The sequence below is a fragment of the Nonomuraea muscovyensis genome (genome assembly GCF_014207745.1).
GTDB classification, from domain to species: domain Bacteria; phylum Actinomycetota; class Actinomycetes; order Streptosporangiales; family Streptosporangiaceae; genus Nonomuraea; species Nonomuraea muscovyensis.
This window is the reverse complement of sequence record NZ_JACHJB010000001.1, coordinates 1,813,900-1,830,857: the sequence shown is the minus strand read 5'-3', so window position 1 is coordinate 1,830,857 and position 16,958 is coordinate 1,813,900. Positions and strand designations below refer to the sequence as shown.

The following is a 16,958-nucleotide window of genomic DNA, read 5'->3' as shown; positions in this document are numbered from 1 at the left end:
GGATCCGTGGCACGTCTGGCGATCGACAGCAGCTTCCTGTGGGAATTCGGCAAGCTGAACCCGGACGTCCAGGAGCGTGTACAGGAGGTCTTCGCAAAGTTCCAGGCGGGCGGCGCAGGCATCAACCTGGAGAAGATCCACAACGCGAAGGACAAACGGTTCCGCTCCATCCGGATCGACCAGGGCTATCGCGGGATCGTGCTAACCCCGGAGCAGGGTGACCTCTACCTCCTCCTCAAGGTCGACCAGCATGACGCCGCCTACAGGTGGGCTGAACGGCACAAGGTCTCCGTCAACAGCACCGCCGGTGTGGTCGAGATCATCGACGTGGTCGGCGTGAAGGAAGCCACCGCCAGGAACACCGCATCCGGCGGGCCCGATCGACTGTTCGATCACGTCAGCGACGCGCAGCTCCGGACGCTTGGCATCGACGAGCAAACCCTGGCCTTCGCCCGTTCCGTGACGGACCAACTGGAAGTGGAGAAGGCGCGCCGGACGCTGGGCGAAGCCCAGTATGACGTGCTCATCGGCCTGGCGATGGGGATGACGCCCGAAGAGGTGTGGAACGAAGTCGCTCAGTCGGCTCCGGTCGACACCGATGACATGGTGGCTGCCACGGAACGGACCAGTCGCAGGCTTGTCCTGGTGACCGGGCCCGATGAACTCATGGACGTCTTCAGCCAGCCGTTCGCCCTTTGGCGGGTCTACCTCCATCCAAGCCAGCTGCGTGTTGCCCACGCTCGGTACAGCGGAGCAGCTCGGGTATCCGGTGGGCCGGGAACCGGAAAGACGGTCGTCGCCTTGCACAGGGCCCGGCATCTGGCTAGACGTGTTAAGCGCGAGGGCGCGGTCCTGCTTACCACCTTTACGAAAACGCTGGCCGCCTCTCTCGATGACGGGCTGCGTGCTCTTGTTAGCGAACCCGACCTGCTCGAGTGTGTTGACGTCCGGCACATCGACCAGGTTGCCCACCAGATTGTTGCCCGCAAGCACGGGCGACTGTCTGTTCTCAACCAAGCGGAGGAGGTGGCCAGGTGGACGAAGGCCAGCTCCGCGCACGAGCCGGCGTTTCTCGCCGCCGAGTGGCGGCAGGTCATCCTTGCCCAGGGCATCACCACGCTGCTGGAGTACCAGGGTGCCCGGAGGAAGGGGCGCGGGGTACGACTAAGCTCTGCCGCGAGAGAGATTGTCTGGGAGGCGTTCGAGGCGTTCAGCTCCGGGCTGCGCAAGGACGGCGTGTGGACACACGAGACGATCTGCGTTGAAGCGACCCGACTCTTGACCGAGGCGGACCGCCAGCCGTACGAACACGTGATTGTTGACGAGGCGCAGGACCTCAGCCCATGGCAGTGGCGCTTCCTGCGCGCTGTTGTCCCGGCCGGACCTGATGATCTGTTCATCGCCGGAGACACCCACCAGCGCATCTACGACAACCGCGTCTCCCTGCGGCAGGTCGGGGTGGACGTGACGGGCAGGTCAACCCGACTGAAGATTAACTACCGGACCACGGCAGAAATCCTCGCGTGGAGTGTCGGCCTCCTCCGCGGTCAGGCCATCGATGACATGAACGAAGACCTCGAATCGTTGACCGGCTGCCGCTCAGACGTCCACGGTAACCAGCCACGGCTGGAAGGATTCGCTTCGCGGCAGGACGAACTCGCCTTCGTGACAGCACAAGTCCAGCAGTGGCTCGACGATGGGGTGGAGCCGGAACAAGTCGGCATCGCCATGCGTGCCCGTGCCCCCATCGGCGAGGTCGTCAATTCATTGGCAGAACACGGCATCCCGGCGGCGAGCCTGGCCAGCCAGGCCGCCCATGAGGGCAAGGTTCTGGTCGGGACCATGCACCGGATGAAAGGGCTGGAGTTCCGCTGCATGGTGGTCACCGGCGTCAGCGACAACTCGGTGCCTGCGCCATCGGCGGTGACTCCAGAGAGCGTGGACAAGGCTGCGCACGCACTCGACATGCAGCGCGAGCGCTGTGTCCTCTTCGTTGCCTGCACCCGGGCGCGGGAGGAGTTGCTTGTTACATGGACTGGCGTGCGAAGTCCCCTTCTACCTGTCAGCTGATGATCTCCACACCGGTGCGATCCGGACGCATCTCCAGCCGTTTGCCGGTGGACGTGAGGCGCCCTCTGACTCGGACGGTAGCGCGTTGGTAGTGGAGCGGCGCGATACTCTCGTACTGGCGGCGGCTCAGTACGACCCAGATCGCGCGGGCAAGGGACTCGGACGATGAGGTTTGCAACTCGCCCCGGATCTTGATGCGAGGCGGTTCCACGTCGTCATAGTGGAGATCCTCAATTACACCGGTGATCGTGGCCGTTCCTACACGGGCCAGGTCTCTCAGCTGCTTTGCTGCTTGGCTCAGGACGCTGGCCATGGTCGAACTGAATTCGATCGCTTGCCCCGAGGGTGAGTCCAGCTCCCGCGCCCAGCCGACTGCGATGGAAAACGGACGATCGACACCGTGACCGGCGAGCCCGCTGACCGCTTCACAAAGATCGGCCGATACACCCTGCTCGACATATTCCTCGATGATGTCGAAGGAGGCCGTGCCTCGGATAACCTGCGTACAAGCTGTCTGCGCAGCACGGAGGGCCTTGTCCAAGGTGACCAACACCTGCCTGCCGAAGGGGCCGGTGTCGTCCTCCTCGAACAGCGAAGCCTGGACATCGCGGGAGGCCACCGGAACGCGGGCCGTGAAGATGTAACTTCCCGGCTTGCTTGTGCCCAACCGGACAGATCCCAGAAAGTCCTGCACCACCCCGCTTCGGCGTCCTGTGAAGATGAGCCGGGGACCTTCTTCCACCGTCCGGGCCGCGGTGTCCAGCAATTCACAGATACTGTCGACCGCTTTCACTCCGGACAGGAGCGGGATGGTTCCGGACGGGGTGTCCGGCTGCGTTCTGACATCCACGGTGTTCACCATCGGCTCTGCGATGTCGAGCAAGATTTCCTCGGCAGGTCGATCTTCTAGCACTGCTAGCTTGGCGACCGCCTCCGCAAGCAATTCATCGTCGTCCGGATACTCCCGCTGCGGCGGGACCAGCAGGCGAGTATCTGCACCTTGCCAGACCTCGGCTCCCCGCCATGTCCCTTCATTTCGCCAACCACGACTGGCAAGGTAGCCGGCAAGGCTGGCAGGGTCGATTGCCAGCTCATTCATAAAGCCACCTCCGCCAGTGTCGGGTCTAGCAGTCCCCTCAAGCTCTTGACGGTGAGCAGGTTCCTCTTCGGCACTCGTACCGTAATGGTTCCGTTGCACCGCGGATTCTCGACCCTGACGCGATCGGCCAGGGAAAGCCAGTACGCGGCATGGCTCAGCACGAGGCCGTTCTTGTTGCCCCGGGCGTATTTCGCTGCGTCGTCTGGGACGATGACCAAGAAGAGGAAACGAGGAATCCGGCGTTCACCGCCGGCGAGTGCGTTGAAGCGCTTCTCGGTCAGCCGAGGATAGATCCAGTCATCGTTATCCCCTTTGGGCTTGGCCCATGTCTTGACCTGAACGCGCATCGCAGGAAAGTCACCCCCGACTTCGACGGGTGCGGAGATGTCGAAGTCGACGCCGGTGCAGTCGGGCGTGAGCGGGCTGGCTTGAAGGCCCGCGGCCGCGGCAAGCGCCTGAACGAAACACTCGCCGTACCAGCCCTGGTGATTGTTCTTGTCCAGGCACCACTCACAGGCCAGAGCAGCCTCCTCCTCGAACAGCGGCCGCCCCCGAATCCGCCGATAGGTGATCGTCATTGAAGGTAGCACGGAAGGATTCGAGGTGGAATCGGGGAACATGCGTTGATGGTCACCTGAAACCGCGGCGCACGACGGCTGGCGCGCTTGAGCACCGCGCTGATCTGATCGATGGTCAGCTTCGCCGTGGTGGCCGGGTCGGTCGTCTTGACCAACAGTTCCAGTGTCTCGGAGGCATCCTGAGCAGAAGGCCTGCCCTGTGTGACTGTCCGCTTTTCAGGCTGCTTTTCAGTCTTTGATGTGGCTTCGCGCACGCCCTGCGGGCGGGAAAATCGGGGCTGGTTGCCCGCCGACGTCGAGTCCGCCTGGTGCCTGGTCGAGGCCGGTTTTCAGTCTGACGCCGGGAGCCACCTAAGGGGCCCTGAATTGTCGCTTCGAGCACGAGAGCCCGGCTCTTGACTTCCCCTACCGGCTCCCCGGGCAACCACCCATGGCCAGCGACGCAGGAGGCGAGGGAGATAGGTGCAGGAGACCAACGAGCCGGTGGAGTTCGTCGAGCGGGTCGCCGCGATCGACATCGGCAAGAGCGGCCTGGTCGTGTGCATACGCGTGCCGAGCGAGGACAAGCCCGGACGGCGCCGGCAGGAGGTACGCGAGTTCACCACGCTCACCGCCTCCCTGCTCGCGTTAGCCGATTGGCTGCGCTGCCAGAGCGTGAGCCTGGTGGCGATGGAGGCCACCTCGGACTACTGGAAGCCGGTCTACTACCTGCTGGAGGCGGAAGGCTTCACCTGCTGGCTGCTGAACGCCAAGCACGTCAAGAACGTGCCCGGCCGCCCCAAAACGGACAAACTCGACGCGGTCTGGCTGGCCAAGGTTGTCGAACGCGGCATGTGCCGACCCAGCCTGGTGCACCCCAAGCCGATCCGGCAGCTGCGCGATCTGACGCGCTATCGGCGCAGCCTGGTCCGGGAACGCACCCGCGAGAAGCAGCGCGTGGAGAAGCTCCTGGAGGACGCGCAAATCAAGCTGTCCAGCGTGATCAGCGACGTCTTCGGCGTCTCCGGCCGCGAGATGTTGCAGGCGCTGATCGACGGCCAGCGCGATCCCAAGACGCTGGCGCAGATGGCCCGCGGCCCGATGCGCTCCAAGATCCCGATCCTGCAGGAGGCGCTCACCGGCCACTTCACCGACGAGCACGGCTTCCTCTGCCAGATGATGACCGACCGCATCGACGACCTGTCCGCCCGGATCGAGGCCGTCTCCCGCCGTATCGAGGACAAGATCGTCCCCTACGCTGCCGCAGTCGACCAGCTCGATGAGATCATCGGCGTCGGCGCGATCGCCGCCCAAGAACTCATCGCCGAGATCGGCATCGACATGAGCCGCTTCCCCACCGCCGGCCACCTGGTCTCTTGGGCCAAGTTCGCCCCGATCGACAACAACTCCGCCGGAAAGAAGAAGGGCGGCTCCACCGGCAAGGGCAATCCATGGCTCGCAGCCACCCTCGCAGAGATCGTCGCGGTCACCTCCCGCTCCAACACCTTCCTCGGCGAGCGCTACCGGCGGCTGTCCAGACGCCGCGGACGCAAACGCGCCATCGTCGCCCTCGGCAACTCCGTCCTGACCATCGTCTGGCACCTGCTGTCCGACCCCGACGCCCGCTACCACGACCTCGGCCCCGACTTCTACCAATCCCGCCTCGCCACCAGACGCCGCGAACGCGACCTCATCCGCCAGCTCGAACGCCTCACCGGCAAGACCGTCACCCTGCAACCAACCGCCTGACCACACCCCGCTGAACCAACCTCACCAACCTCACCGGCCGAGGTTCGCTGCCGCCTGCCCACCAACTCACCGATTTTCGAGCCAGGCGGAGCAGTCCGCCCTGATCTCTTGTCTGGCGCGAAGCCAGAGGGGTGGGGTATGGACGTCGCCGTGCGCTCGTGGAAGCCTCGTTGTCGTCAGGGCTGTCGTCAACATCGCCGTGACGGTCGCGATGTGATCGCCGAGTGGTTCTGGCACACCGCTTGCGCGCGGACAGCACTAGGGACAAAATCACCTTGGCTGACGACACCGGAAGGAACACATGGGCACTCTGGGAGCGCCAACAACCTATATGTATTGGTCGGAACTCCGAGTCCGCGAATTCCTTGAAGCCAACAATATCCGGATCAGCAAGACCTCTACAACAATTAAGTCTCCAAACGTCCCGCTTCTTCCTGTCATCGAACATGTCCGCCATTCAGGCGACCCAACGATGGCGGAACTGGCCGATAAGATCGAAGCAAGCCTGGGAGAAAGTGCGGTATCCAGTTTCGACACATACCCTGTTCGATACGCCAAGGGCATCGGGTCGATCATCTTCTCGGAATTTGTTTCACTGAGTGGTCAAAGCCAGGACCGTTCAATCATCACAACCGAGACGTGCGATAGTCAGGGCCATGCAATTGCCATTTGTCTGTTCGGCAGCATGCACAGCTTCGACTTATCGATACGGGAAGCCGGCCCCGGTCTAAGCAGCGGAGCATCCTGGCGCAGCTCGGTAACTCCGGAGATCATACGCTTCATCGACGGCGACCTTGCTAAGTTGGCCGGCCCGACGAGCCGCAGTGACGCCCGACTGCGCTACGCTAGATACGCTTTTGAAGCAGCCCATCAGCAAGGCATGAACTCCGAACCCGACTTCTTGGTTCCGTGGAAGCGGGAATTCACTTATGGTGACATCCAAAACAGTGCCGAATGGCTCGCCGACGTAATTTACGATATCGACTTCGTAAAAGAAGAGGGCCAGCCTTGGGGGCGATTTGTCCGACTCATCATCGGCGCCCCCGTATGGATTCGGACACCCAAGCCGCAGGATATTCGACTCTATAGCCAGCAAGCGCTCGAACTCGAACAAGAACGCATCGAAAGACTCCGAGTCGCCGACCACCCCGGCTATTCAATTGCGGCAGAGGGATGGGAGCGGTTCAAGGCCCGATTCCGTCGATGAGCGGCCCCGCACACTCTCCGTGCCCTGATCACCTCGTACACTGTCGACCCACCGCGAAGCGGCAGCGGGCCGGGGACGGAGTGTCAAGCCCAGCTTCGCGTGTGCGTTATGGGGCGCCGTTCCTCGGTCATGGCCGTACGTACTCCGTGATGGGCTTCGATCGGTTGGCTGTTCGCTGTAGTGGCTGTGCGCATGGGCGGCGCTGGCCGCGACCGGCCGGAGAGCCGCAGCGCGGCCAGCGACCGCCTGGCGCTGCGCCGACCGCCGCAGGCGGGCGGCCTTGAAGACGTGGAGAAAGTACTCATCCAGTCGACGATCATGACTGTGACCTGTTGCTTTACCGCTCCGATGTTGCTCGGCTTCGGTTCAGGCTTGACGTCGGTTGAAGCGGTTGGCTCCGTGTCAGCTGATGTATGGCTTCTGGCTTCCGTCTGCCTGAAGGTAGTGGCTGATGCGCAGTCTCATGGAGCGATCCATGCGGTAGTTCGAAAGGTCGCCTCGCGGTACCCATCGCACTTCGCGGGACTCCTTGCTTGGGGTCGGCTCGCCGCTGACAGCTCGGGCGGTGAGGACGATGGAGAACTCCTGCCGGACCTCGCCGTTGCTCGTGTAGAGGATGACGTGGTTGGGGTCGCTGTAGGTTCCGACGATCCCCGTGATCTCACAGGTGATGCCCGTCTCTTCCAGCGTTTCTCGTATGGCCGCTGACGGGATGGACTCGCCGAGGTCGATGGCTCCGCCCGGTAGGGCCCAGTTGCCGTTGTCGGAGCGACGGATCAGGAGGACGTGGCTGGCCTCGTTGGTGACGACGACGTTGACCGAGGGGACGAGGCTGTTCGCGGCTGGCGCTTGCGGGTCGTTGTAGAAGTCGATCCTGCGAGTCACGGTCCGGAGCCTACTTGCTGGACGCCTCGTCTTCCGGCGGCTTGGCGTCGCTTGGCTGGCTGACGAAGCTGCCGAGTCCGCGGACGGTGTAGATGGTGCCCTCTTCGCGGAGGGCTCGCATCACCTTGTGGGCGGTCATGCGGGCGATGCCGAACTCCTGCATCAGATCGTTCTCGCTCGGCACTCGTGAGCCGGGGCGGTAGACGCTGGCGGCGATGCGCTCACGGATCACGTCGGCGACCTGCTCCCAGCGAGGCCGGTCGTGGCGAAACTCGATCACGACGTCACTGTAGGAACCCGTGATGTCCCATCGTTCTCCGGATGGCCCTATGGAGCCCTATAGACAACCCATCTGAGCTTTGCTTACGCTGGCCCCATGGCACTCCCTGGTTGCGACCTCGACGTTCTTCGCGCCACGTTCCCCGGCTGGTCGTTCTTCCGCAGCGATGCGGGCGCCCTCTACGCGACCAGGCGAGGCGCTCCACTTCGCAACGCGGAGATCGACGCGGGGCTTGATCAGACGGTGAGCGCTGACGATTGCGTGACCCTCGTGGCACTGCTGCAGGCGCAGCAGGTTCGGCAGTGATGTGGCGGCGTCATGGACGTGTATGACTACCACGGGCCGCACGCTGATCCTCCCCAGCCGTGGGCCGAGCCGGTGGAGTGGGAGAGGAGCCTGCCGCGCGCCGACCGGTTGCGCGTACGGGCACACACCTGCTGCTGTCGGCGCCCGCTCTTCGAGCTGTGTACGGCTGGCGGTCTGTGGTTCGTCCGGCGTATGTCGGGTGAGCCGCCGGCCGATGTCGTCGAGACACGATGGATGCGGGAGCGCGCGGCGAAGGACCTATGGCACCGGATCCTGAGTGGTCAGGCGTGGTGACCGAGCGGTGGCGCCTCCTGGCGGAGGTAGGCATGGGCAATCTGCCGCGCCGAGTCGTGAGGGGTCGTCTGGTCGGTGCGTATCCGCAGCGAGAAGAGGCCGGTGTCGTGGGTTTGCAGGTCGAGCAGGGTCTCGTCCCATGCGCTCAGGCGGCTGGTGGTGTCGCCGTCACCTCGTTGCAGGGATCGCCGCTCGCAGACGTCGCGTGGCACCCACAACAGGACGGGCAGCCAAGGCCCGGCTTCGGCCAGGCGCAGGATGTCGGGGATGTTGCCCATGTGAACGACAGGCACTTGCCCCGTCTGGGCCATCTGCTGGATCTGGTGGCGGTCGATGGCGTAGACGTTGCCGTAGCGGTGGGTCTCCGCGAGGAGCCGTCCGGCTGCCCGCAGCCGGGCGAGGTGGTCGGGGGTGACGAAGTCATATTCGGTGCCGCGCCGGTTGCCGGATTTGAGCTTGCGCAGCAGGACGAACCTCGGGTCGAGAGCCGTCAGGGCGGCGGTGGTGGTGCTCTTGCCGCTGGCCGGCGGGCCGTACAGGACGATGCCCTTCACGAGAGGATCCGTTTGAGTGTCTCGCGGGTCTGGTCGGCGAGGCTGATCGCGGCTCCGAGACGGTTGTCGACGGTGATGTGCGCGGTGGGCGGGCAAGTCTCGGTGTTGAGGCCGCTGGTGTAGGTGTCCCAGTTGTCGAGCTTCCAGCAGTCGCGGGCGGCTCCGCGGAACTCGATGTACTCGCGCATGGACTCGACGTCGCAGCGTACCCACACCACGGCGACGTCGATGCCCTTGGCGGCGCAGCGGTTGGTGAGACGGGACACCCAGTCGGGGTCGGCCAGCTCGGCGATGAACGGGGCCGACAGGATGGCAGAGGTGCCGACGTTGAGGTTGTCGAACGCGGTCTCCATGAGGCACCGGTACTCCAGTGGTCGGACCTCGCGCAGGTACAGCTCGGTGTGCCGGTCGTGTGGGTCACCGCCGAGGGAGACGAGCAGGCGTTCGACCATGGCGCGGGTGAGGGAGTCCTTGTCCAGGAAGGCCCAGCCGGTGATGTCGGACAGGAAGCGGGAGAACTCGGTCTTGCCGGATCCGGCGTAGCCGCCGACGAGGGTGAGGATCGGCTTCGGGCTGCCTTGGCCGTGCCGGCGGCGCCAGGCGTCGACCACGCGGTTGAGGAGTGCGTTCTGCTCGGCGTTGGAAGGGCTGCCGGACACCTTGATGAGGGTCTGTTCGATGACCTGCGCGGCGGCATTGTCCGCTGCGGGGTCGGTGGGCGCGGGCAAATCCGAGATGGAATTTTCCACTTCGGTTATTTCGCCGGGTAGTGGTAGCCGGAAACCTAGCTTGGGCTCACTTGCCTGATAGAGGAGGCAATAGGCCCGCCGGTAGTGAGGTCCGGGATATACCGATCCCTGCTCGTGTGCCCAGAGTGTCTGGAAATTGGCGGCTGGTGCGACCAGGCCGTGCCGGTGGGCGACCTGTCGGAGCTGATCACCTGCTGCTTCGAGGGTGAGACCGTGCGCTTCGCGGTGCTGGCGCAGCAGCAGGGGACGCCATCCGGGGCGCTGGATTGTCTTCATCGCATCCTTTTGCGCACTTTGGGAAGCGGGCATGTGAAAGCGCATGTGTAACCGCCGTGCAGGCAGCAATGAAGAAGCTTAGCTAACGCTTCGTGATACTCAACGGCGCGAATGCGCGATGAACTAACGGCATCCCCGCCGGGATAACGACCGACCAGAAAAGGGGTGCCGGAATGACCGCAAACAAGCGGCTGTTGGACGAGCTTCGGGCCATTCAGTCCGAGATGGAGGAGCTGGCCTGCCGGGTCAGCGAGATCGCTTCCGCTCTTGGAACACGGCCTTCTCCAGATCGGCGATCCGCCCGCCGAGATCAGCAAGGGTCTGGCGCATCTGAGCGAGCTGGTCCATGACGTCCTGCGACGCCGGCCCCTCGGCGTTGGCCGCCTCGACGCTGGCCTCGGCGGCGCCCTCGCGGACGAACACGCCCTTGCCTTGCTGGCCGACGACCAGGTTTTCGGTGCGGAGCACGCTGATGGCCGCCTTGACCACGCTCGCGGACACGTCGTAGCGCTGGCAGAGCTGAGCGGTCGACGGCAACGCGGCGCCAGGCGCGAGTGATCCCGTCCTGATCTGCCTACGCAGGTCGTCGGCTATCTGGAGGTAGCCGGGGCGACCCGTCTTCTCGACCATCCCGTGCCCTTCGCGAGGTTGTCTGCCTCCAGTTCAGCACACCCCATCCGACATGCCAACCAAGTCTTCGTGGAATCCCTTGACAACTTAGAATTCCAAGCGTTCTATGTATGCCAAGAGGATTCACTCGGATCGAACGAAGGAACCGCCATGCGCACCGTCCCCATCCCTGTGGACAGCAGCAAGCTCACCATCACCTGCGTGAAGGCCCCGCGGCCTCGCGTGCTCAACAAGGACACCGGCGAGATCAAGACCGACAAGAACGGCAACACCGTCTACGAGGTCACCGTCTCGGTGGAGGACGAGTTCGGCCGCATCGAACTCGTCAAGATCGGCATCACCGGCGAACCGCCCATCACCGCCGGCGACCCGGTCAACGCCGTCGGCCTGGTCGGCTACGTCTGGGAGATCGCCGGCCGCTGGGGGATCAGCTACCGCGCCTCCGCCCTGCTTCCGCTACAGGAGGCCGCCGGTGTCTGACCTGCTCACCCTGCTCGGAGTCTCGGCCGCCATCGCGGCCGGGCTCTGGGCCTGGCACCACTGGCACTACCGCTCCTTCTGGCTCGTCCTCGGCTACCCGCTGGCCGCGTTCAGCGTATGGGCCACCTGGCGCAAGGTCGCCCTCGGCTGCGGGTTGACCAAGAAGCGGCAGCGCTTCTGGTTCACCACCGTCCCAGGCCTGGTCGCCTCGACCGGCGTCGTCCGCGTCAAGCGGAAGTTCCAGCGCATCGCCGTGGACACCAGGCCGTTCATGTGGTTGCCGATGCCAACTCGGCACGGCTGGCGCGTCACCATCCACACCCTCGAAGGGCAGATCCCGGCCGACTACGCCGAGGTGGCCGAACGGCTCGCGCATTCCTGGGGCGTGCACGCCGTCCGCGTCTCCTCGCCCCGCCCCGGCCGGGTCGTCCTCGCCACCACGATGCGCGACCCACTGGTCAAGGTCGCCGACCTACCGGCCTCGACCGAACTTCTCAAGGTCACCGTGGGCAAGCTGGAGACCGGCGGGCCGTGGACGATCGACTTCACGACCGTTCCGCACTGGATCAACGCCGGAGCGACCCAGTCGGGGAAGTCCAACCTGGCCAACGCGCTCATCGTCGGCCTGGCCCCGCAACCCGTGGCGCTGGTCGGGTTCGACCTCAAGGGCGGGGTGGAGTTCACCCCGTACGCGCCACGCCTGTCCGCGCTGGCCACCACCAGAACCGAGTGCGCCACCCTCCTCGACGACCTGGTCACGCTCATGGCCGACCGGATGGGCGTGTGCCGGATGGCCGGGGCCCGCAACATCTGGCAGCTCCCACCCGCGGTGCGGCCCGTCCCGATCGTCGTCCTGGTCGACGAGCTGGCCGAGCTGTACCTGATGGCCGACAAGAGCGAGAAGGACGAGATCGCCAAAACCTCCACCGCCCTGCTCCGGGTGGCCCAGCTCGGGCGGGCGTTCGGGATCTACCTGTTCTGCTGCGGTCAGCGCATCGGCTCGGACCTCGGGCCCGGCGTCACCGCCCTCCGGGCCCAGTGCTCGGGACGGATTTGCCATCGGGTTAACGACCCGGAGACCGCGACCATGACGCTCGGTGACCTCGACCCGGCCGCCCTCGTCTCAGCTCGTGCCATCCCGGCCGAGACGCCGGGAGTCGCCATCGTCGCCGGCCAGGACGGCCAGTGGTACCGCGCCCGCTCCTTCTACGTCACCGAGCAGGCCGCCGAACACGCCGCCCGCACCCACGCCCACCTTGCCCCGTCCTGGGACGAGGTCATGGCCGCCCAGCCGCACGAGATACCCGCCGCCTGACCGCACCCACGAAGGGAGGACACCGATGCGACACCTCGCCGCCTGGCTCGTGGACACCGGCCCCGTCCTCGTCCTGGCCCTCATCGCGGGCGCGGGCTCGTTCGCCCACATCCGCGACACCGCCAGCGAGCACGGACAGACCGGCTGGATGTCCTGGGCCATCGCCGTCTGCATCGACCTCACCTGCGTCATGGCCGCCCGCGAACGCCAACGCGACAAGAAGACCGGCCGCGAACGGCGCGGCCCGATCTCCTGGCCCGTCCTCGTCCTGACCGGCGGGATCGTCCTGTCCCTGGCCGCCAACCTGGCCCAGGCCGAACCCACCGCCTGGGGCTGGATCACCGCCGCGACACCCGCGGGCGCGTTCCTCGTCGCCGTCTCGATGCTCGAACGCCGGGCTTCCGCTCCGCGTCCGCAGGACGTCCCGCAGACGTCCCCGGTCACAGTCTCGGCGTCCCCGGCTGTCCCCGAGACGTCCTCAGCGGTCCCGGACCGTCCCGCTCTCGTCCCCGCCAGTGAGGACGGCCAGGACGACGGGCCCGCACCCGACCCGGCCCTCGTCGCCTACGCCCAGCGCGTGGCCGACGAGCACACCGCCAAGCACGGCAGACCCATCACCCGCGACCTGCTCCGCGCCCGCCTGGGCGTCTCCAACCAGCTCGCCGCCGACCTGCTCCGCACCATCCAAACCCTGTGAAAGGACCGCAGCCGATGCCCCACCCACATGCGCGCCTGGCGCTCGTAGCCGGCCTTCGCGCACTGGCCCAACTCCTCCACGACCGCCCCGACATCCCGGCACCTCGCCGGATCGACGTCTACCACCACGCCCGGACGGCGCCCGACGACGAGATGCGGGCCGAGATCGACCACATCGCGGCGCTGCTAGGCACCACGACCGAAGAGCACAACGGCCACTACTCGACGTCCATCCGGCTCGGCGCCGTCGAGTACCAGGCCATCGCCATCCTCGCCGACTCCCGCACCCGTCACGAAGCCGCCGAAGCCGCCTACCGGACCGTCTACGACTCCACCGACACCGACCTGGGCCCCACGGCCTGAAGGGATCACAGCCATGAAGATTCGCCTCGACGGCACTCGTCCCGAGATCACCTACAGCATGTTCCGGCTCCGCGAGATCTTCACCGTCACCTCGGTGTCTCGCGCCTACCCGAACCGGCACCGCCCGCGCCAGTACCACATCTACGTCAACATCGTCCCGCGCGAGACGGACCACAGCCGATGACCAGCGACGTCACCGTCATCCACTACCGCTGCTGCACCTGCAACGGCACGGGCCTCGACGACGACCGCGGCACCTGCCGCGACTGCGACGGCTCCGGAATCGACAACCACGGCGCCTAGCCGTAGCGCCCCCCGCCTGGCCACACATCCGCCAAGATCCGCGCCAGGCCGGGGGCCATCCACCCAGAACACTGGATAGGACGGAACCCATCTTGCCCCACCCACACGCACTCGCCGGGATGATCACTCGGCTCCACGACCCGAACTACGACCGCTGGGCCCACCAGATCACGCGCACCGGCGGCTGCCGCCAACCCATCCACCTGCGCGGCAAGATCGAACACTACGACCGCGCCACCGGCCGGCTCCTGCACCGCTACAGCACCCACACCGAACCGGACGGCGTCCTGCGGGTGCCGTGCAAGACCCGCCGCGCCTCCCGCTGCCCCGCCTGCGCCGAGACCTACCGCGCCGACACCTACCAGCTCGTCCGGGCCGGCCTGGTCGGCGGCAAGGGCGTCCCGGAAACCGTCGCTGCCCATCCCGCCCTGTTCGTCACGCTCACTGCGCCGTCGTTCGGGGCTGTGCACGTCCGACGGGAGAGGAACGGCAAGGTCCTGCCCTGCCACGCCCGCCGCAACGCCGAGACCTGCCTCCACGGGCACGTCATGTCCTGCAAGGCCCGCCACGCGGCCGACGACCCGTGCCTCGGCGAGCCGCTCTGCCCGGACTGCTACGACTACGAGGGCTCGGTGCTGTTCAACGCCGTAGCTCCCGAGCTATGGCGGCGCTTTACCGAAGCACTGCGACGACGGTTTGCCCGCCTCTCCGGACTCACGCTGCGCGAGCTGCGTCAACAGCTCACCATCTCCTTCGCCAAGGTCGCCGAATACCAGCGCCGCGGCGTCGTCCACTTCCACGCCGTCATCCGCCTCGACGGACCGAACGGCCCCACCTCGCCGCCTCCCGCCTGGGCCACCGCCGACGCCCTGACCCAAGCCGTCCAGCATGCGGCCAGCGCGATAACCGTCGAGGTCGAGCCGCTGGCCCGCATCTTCCGCTGGGGCACCCAGCTCGATGTCCGCCCGATCACCATGAACGGCGACCTCACTGAGCAAGCGGTCGCCGCCTACATCGCCAAGTACGCCACCAAGGCCGCCGAATGCGTCGGCACGTTGGACCGGCGCATCCACACCCTCGAGGAGTTGGCCCTGTACCCGCTGCGCGAGCACGCCCGCCGCCTCATCGCCGAGTGCCTCCGCCTGGGTGCCCTCCACGACCTGGCTGACCTCCGCCTCACCCAATGGGCCCACATGCTCGGCTTCCGCGGCCACTTCTCCACCAAGAGCCGCCGCTACTCCACCACCCTCGGCGCCCTCCGCGCCGCCCGCCAGGAACACCAGCGAGCAGAGGAGATCACCACCGGCCGCCTGCCCCTCTTCGAGGAGGACACCGTCCTCGTCATCGCCCACTGGGAGTACGCCGGAAAGGGTCTGTCCCTCGGAGACCAACTCCTCGCCGCCGCCATCACCGGCACCAGCCTGTCGTACGTGGGCGGTGGTCCTGATGAGTAGGCAGGACAAGCTGCTGACCGTTCCCGAGGTACTCGAGGAACTGGGCGGGATCTCCCGCCGCACGTTCTACCGGTGGCGCGAACTCGGACGTGCGCCCGCGTGTATCCGGCTTCCCAATGACGAGCTGCGCGTCTGGCGGAGCGATCTCCTGGCCTGGCTCGACTCCCGCCGGGAGGCCGCGTGAACACCACCTACGACGTGAAGCTCGGCGGAGTCCAGTATCGTTCGGACCGGGATACCCCCGCCTACATCGCCCGCTGGAAGGTCGCGGGCAAGGCCAAGTCCAAGAGTTTCCGAACCAAGGGCCTGGCCAACGCCTTCCTGTCCGACCTACGCCAGGCGGCCAAGGCAGGGGAGGAGTTCGACATCGTGACCGGCCTGCCGGTATCGATGCTCGCCGCCCGATCCTCCGGCCCGACATTCCTGGAGTTCGCCCAGTCCTACATCCTTCGCCGCTGGCGCACCTCGGCGCCGCGGACCCGCGAGACGGACGCGTACGCGCTGCTGTCGTTGGTTCCCGCTTTGACGGCCGACGCACCGGGGCGTCCCGAGCCTGAGGAACTGCGGGAAGTCCTCAAGGTTCATGCGCTCCTTCCGGAGGATCGGCGGGCAGACCTGACCGCGGCTCAGGCTGTGACCCTGAGGTGGCTGGAGAAGGCTTCGCTTCCTCTGACCGTTCTGGGCGATGCCGCGGTTCTCCGCAGGGCACTCGACGCCGTCACGGCCACCTTCGCAGGCGGCCCGGCGGGGGCGAACACGGTACGGCGCAAGCGGGCCGTTCTTCATCACCTGCTGGAGCACGCGGTTGAGCAGAAGATATTCGGCACCAACCCGCTCAACGAGATCAAATGGACTGCACCCAAGGCCGTCACGGTCGTGGATCCGCGAACCGTGGTCAACCCGGCGCAGGCAAGGCGGCTCCTCGACGCCCTGTCCATGGTGGGTCGCAAGCGGGGGGCTCGGCTCAAGGCGCTGTTCGGCTGCATCTACTACGCCGCGCTTCGGCCGGAGGAGGCGGCGGATCTCCGAGCGAACAACTGCACCCTGCCCGCATCGGGATGGGGCCTGATCGTCCTGGAGCGAGCGCGTCCCCAGAGCACGAAGCGATGGACGAACTCCGGCGAGACCCACGAGTCCCGGAGCCTGAAGCACCGGGCGGACAGGGAAACGCGAGAGATCCCGATCCCGCCGGTCCTGGTCGGGATGCTCCGTGAGCACATCGCCGAGTACGGCACGGCCAAGGACGGCAGGATCTTCTGTACGGGTACGGGAGGCGTCTACTCCAGTTCCGCGTACTCCCGAGTCTGGCAGGAAGCGCGGAAGCTCGCTCTGACGCCTGCCCAGGTGGCCTCGTCGCTCGCTGCTCGGCCGTACGACCTCCGCCATGCGGCGGTGTCGCTCTGGCTCAACGCCGGTGTGCCGGCCCCCGAGGTCGCCAAGCGCGCTGGGCATGGCGTTGACGTCTTGCTCCGGGTCTACGCCAAGTGCATGGACGGCCAGCAAGAGCAGATCAACGGGAAGATCAACAGCGCCCTCGACGTATAGATAGGTCCGCTCCGGGCCCTGGCCATGGCCAGGGCCCGGAGTTTTGCAGTTCGCCCAGTTCGCACAGCGCGTGGAGCCTGATCCGCGAAGGACAGCTTCCGGCCAGCCTCGACAAGAACGGACACTGCCGTCACGTTGGCTTTCAT

At 66.0% G+C, this 16,958-nt stretch carries 21 protein-coding genes; 13 read left to right on the top strand and 8 right to left on the bottom strand.

The genetic code is table 11. The annotated features are described in order from the left end of the window. Positions 1 to 6 precede the first annotated feature (6 nt). Complete coding sequence (locus tag FHU36_RS08625; RefSeq protein ID WP_185083219.1) at positions 7 to 2,070, top strand: UvrD-helicase domain-containing protein; 2,064 nt, start codon at positions 7 to 9, stop codon at positions 2,068 to 2,070. On the opposite strand, the gene FHU36_RS08620 is transcribed toward FHU36_RS08625, so the two are convergent. Genes FHU36_RS08620 through FHU36_RS08610 form a run of 3 tightly spaced genes read right to left on the bottom strand, consistent with a single transcriptional unit; the run spans position 2,063 to position 4,001 of the window. Further along, a complete protein-coding gene (locus tag FHU36_RS08620) occupies positions 2,063 to 3,169 on the bottom strand; it encodes a hypothetical protein (protein ID WP_185083218.1) in 1,107 nt (368 codons plus the stop codon). The genes FHU36_RS08625 and FHU36_RS08620 overlap by 8 nt on opposite strands. Next, the gene (locus FHU36_RS08615) at positions 3,166 to 3,747 is read right to left on the bottom strand and encodes a DUF4365 domain-containing protein (protein WP_185083217.1); all 582 of its coding nucleotides are present in this window, start codon (positions 3,745 to 3,747) and stop codon (positions 3,166 to 3,168) included. Before FHU36_RS08615 ends, FHU36_RS08620 begins: the two co-directional genes overlap by 4 nt. Continuing rightward, complete coding sequence (locus FHU36_RS08610; protein WP_185083216.1) at positions 3,744 to 4,001, bottom strand: hypothetical protein; 258 nt, start codon at positions 3,999 to 4,001, stop codon at positions 3,744 to 3,746. Before FHU36_RS08610 ends, FHU36_RS08615 begins: the two co-directional genes overlap by 4 nt. 208 nt (positions 4,002 to 4,209) lie before the next feature. Here FHU36_RS08610 and FHU36_RS08605 point away from each other — a divergent pair, with 208 nt between their 5' ends. After that, entirely contained in the window at positions 4,210 to 5,475 is a 1,266-nt protein-coding gene (locus tag FHU36_RS08605) for an IS110 family RNA-guided transposase (protein ID WP_185083215.1), read from the top strand. Positions 5,476 to 5,776: 301 nt separating this feature from the next. Further along, on the top strand, positions 5,777 to 6,682 hold the full coding sequence (locus FHU36_RS08600; RefSeq protein ID WP_185083214.1) for a hypothetical protein: 906 nt from the start codon (positions 5,777 to 5,779) through the stop codon (positions 6,680 to 6,682). 402 nt (positions 6,683 to 7,084) lie between these two features. Here the strand turns inward: FHU36_RS08600 and FHU36_RS08595 are convergent, their stop codons facing one another. Both FHU36_RS08595 and FHU36_RS08590 read right to left on the bottom strand, forming a co-directional pair. Beyond that, positions 7,085 to 7,567, bottom strand: a complete 483-nt coding sequence (locus FHU36_RS08595; RefSeq protein ID WP_185083213.1) for an NUDIX hydrolase — start codon at positions 7,565 to 7,567, stop codon at positions 7,085 to 7,087. A gap of 10 nt (positions 7,568 to 7,577) precedes the next feature. Further along, positions 7,578 to 7,847, bottom strand: coding sequence for a GntR family transcriptional regulator (locus FHU36_RS08590; protein WP_185083212.1), 270 nt, complete (start codon positions 7,845 to 7,847; stop codon positions 7,578 to 7,580). A 96-nt stretch (positions 7,848 to 7,943) separates the two neighbouring features. Here FHU36_RS08590 and FHU36_RS08585 point away from each other — a divergent pair, with 96 nt between their 5' ends. After that, positions 7,944 to 8,153, top strand: coding sequence for a hypothetical protein (locus FHU36_RS08585; protein WP_185083211.1), 210 nt, complete (start codon positions 7,944 to 7,946; stop codon positions 8,151 to 8,153). A gap of 281 nt (positions 8,154 to 8,434) precedes the next feature. Here FHU36_RS08585 and FHU36_RS08580 read toward each other — a convergent pair whose 3' ends face one another. From FHU36_RS08580 to FHU36_RS08570, 3 genes are all read right to left on the bottom strand, one after another. Next, on the bottom strand, positions 8,435 to 9,001 hold the full coding sequence (locus FHU36_RS08580) for a guanylate kinase (RefSeq protein WP_185083210.1): 567 nt from the start codon (positions 8,999 to 9,001) through the stop codon (positions 8,435 to 8,437). Next, entirely contained in the window at positions 8,998 to 9,729 is a 732-nt protein-coding gene (locus FHU36_RS08575) for a P-loop nucleotide/nucleoside kinase family protein (protein ID WP_246502000.1), read from the bottom strand. Before FHU36_RS08575 ends, FHU36_RS08580 begins: the two co-directional genes overlap by 4 nt. 543 nt (positions 9,730 to 10,272) lie before the next feature. After that, entirely contained in the window at positions 10,273 to 10,656 is a 384-nt protein-coding gene (locus FHU36_RS08570) for a winged helix-turn-helix domain-containing protein (RefSeq protein WP_185083208.1), read from the bottom strand. A gap of 150 nt (positions 10,657 to 10,806) precedes the next feature. Here FHU36_RS08570 and FHU36_RS08565 point away from each other — a divergent pair, with 150 nt between their 5' ends. The 9 genes from FHU36_RS08565 (at position 10,807) to FHU36_RS45510 (ending at position 16,812) form a co-directional block, all read left to right on the top strand. Continuing rightward, positions 10,807 to 11,136, top strand: coding sequence for an SCO3933 family regulatory protein (locus tag FHU36_RS08565; protein WP_185083207.1), 330 nt, complete (start codon positions 10,807 to 10,809; stop codon positions 11,134 to 11,136). After that, entirely contained in the window at positions 11,129 to 12,451 is a 1,323-nt protein-coding gene (locus FHU36_RS08560; RefSeq protein ID WP_185083206.1) for an FtsK/SpoIIIE domain-containing protein, read from the top strand. The genes FHU36_RS08565 and FHU36_RS08560 overlap by 8 nt, the downstream gene beginning before the upstream one ends. Before the next feature lie 25 nt (positions 12,452 to 12,476). Beyond that, complete coding sequence (locus FHU36_RS08555) at positions 12,477 to 13,148, top strand: DUF2637 domain-containing protein (RefSeq protein WP_185083205.1); 672 nt, start codon at positions 12,477 to 12,479, stop codon at positions 13,146 to 13,148. Between the two features lie 14 nt (positions 13,149 to 13,162). After that, positions 13,163 to 13,510, top strand: a complete 348-nt coding sequence (locus FHU36_RS08550; protein ID WP_185083204.1) for a hypothetical protein — start codon at positions 13,163 to 13,165, stop codon at positions 13,508 to 13,510. Between the two features lie 13 nt (positions 13,511 to 13,523). Then, a complete protein-coding gene (locus FHU36_RS08545; RefSeq protein ID WP_180903740.1) occupies positions 13,524 to 13,694 on the top strand; it encodes a hypothetical protein in 171 nt (56 codons plus the stop codon). Further along, positions 13,691 to 13,813: a hypothetical protein gene (locus FHU36_RS45515; RefSeq protein WP_281394163.1), complete on the top strand. Its 123-nt coding sequence runs from the start codon at positions 13,691 to 13,693 to the stop codon at positions 13,811 to 13,813. Before FHU36_RS08545 ends, FHU36_RS45515 begins: the two co-directional genes overlap by 4 nt. Before the next feature lie 119 nt (positions 13,814 to 13,932). After that, positions 13,933 to 15,267, top strand: a complete 1,335-nt coding sequence (locus FHU36_RS08540) for a replication initiator (RefSeq protein ID WP_185083203.1) — start codon at positions 13,933 to 13,935, stop codon at positions 15,265 to 15,267. Next, the gene (locus FHU36_RS08535; protein ID WP_101789167.1) at positions 15,260 to 15,451 is read left to right on the top strand and encodes a helix-turn-helix transcriptional regulator; all 192 of its coding nucleotides are present in this window, start codon (positions 15,260 to 15,262) and stop codon (positions 15,449 to 15,451) included. The genes FHU36_RS08540 and FHU36_RS08535 overlap by 8 nt, the downstream gene beginning before the upstream one ends. Then, positions 15,448 to 16,812, top strand: a complete 1,365-nt coding sequence (locus FHU36_RS45510) for a tyrosine-type recombinase/integrase (protein WP_185083202.1) — start codon at positions 15,448 to 15,450, stop codon at positions 16,810 to 16,812. The genes FHU36_RS08535 and FHU36_RS45510 overlap by 4 nt, the downstream gene beginning before the upstream one ends. Positions 16,813 to 16,958 lie beyond the last annotated feature (146 nt).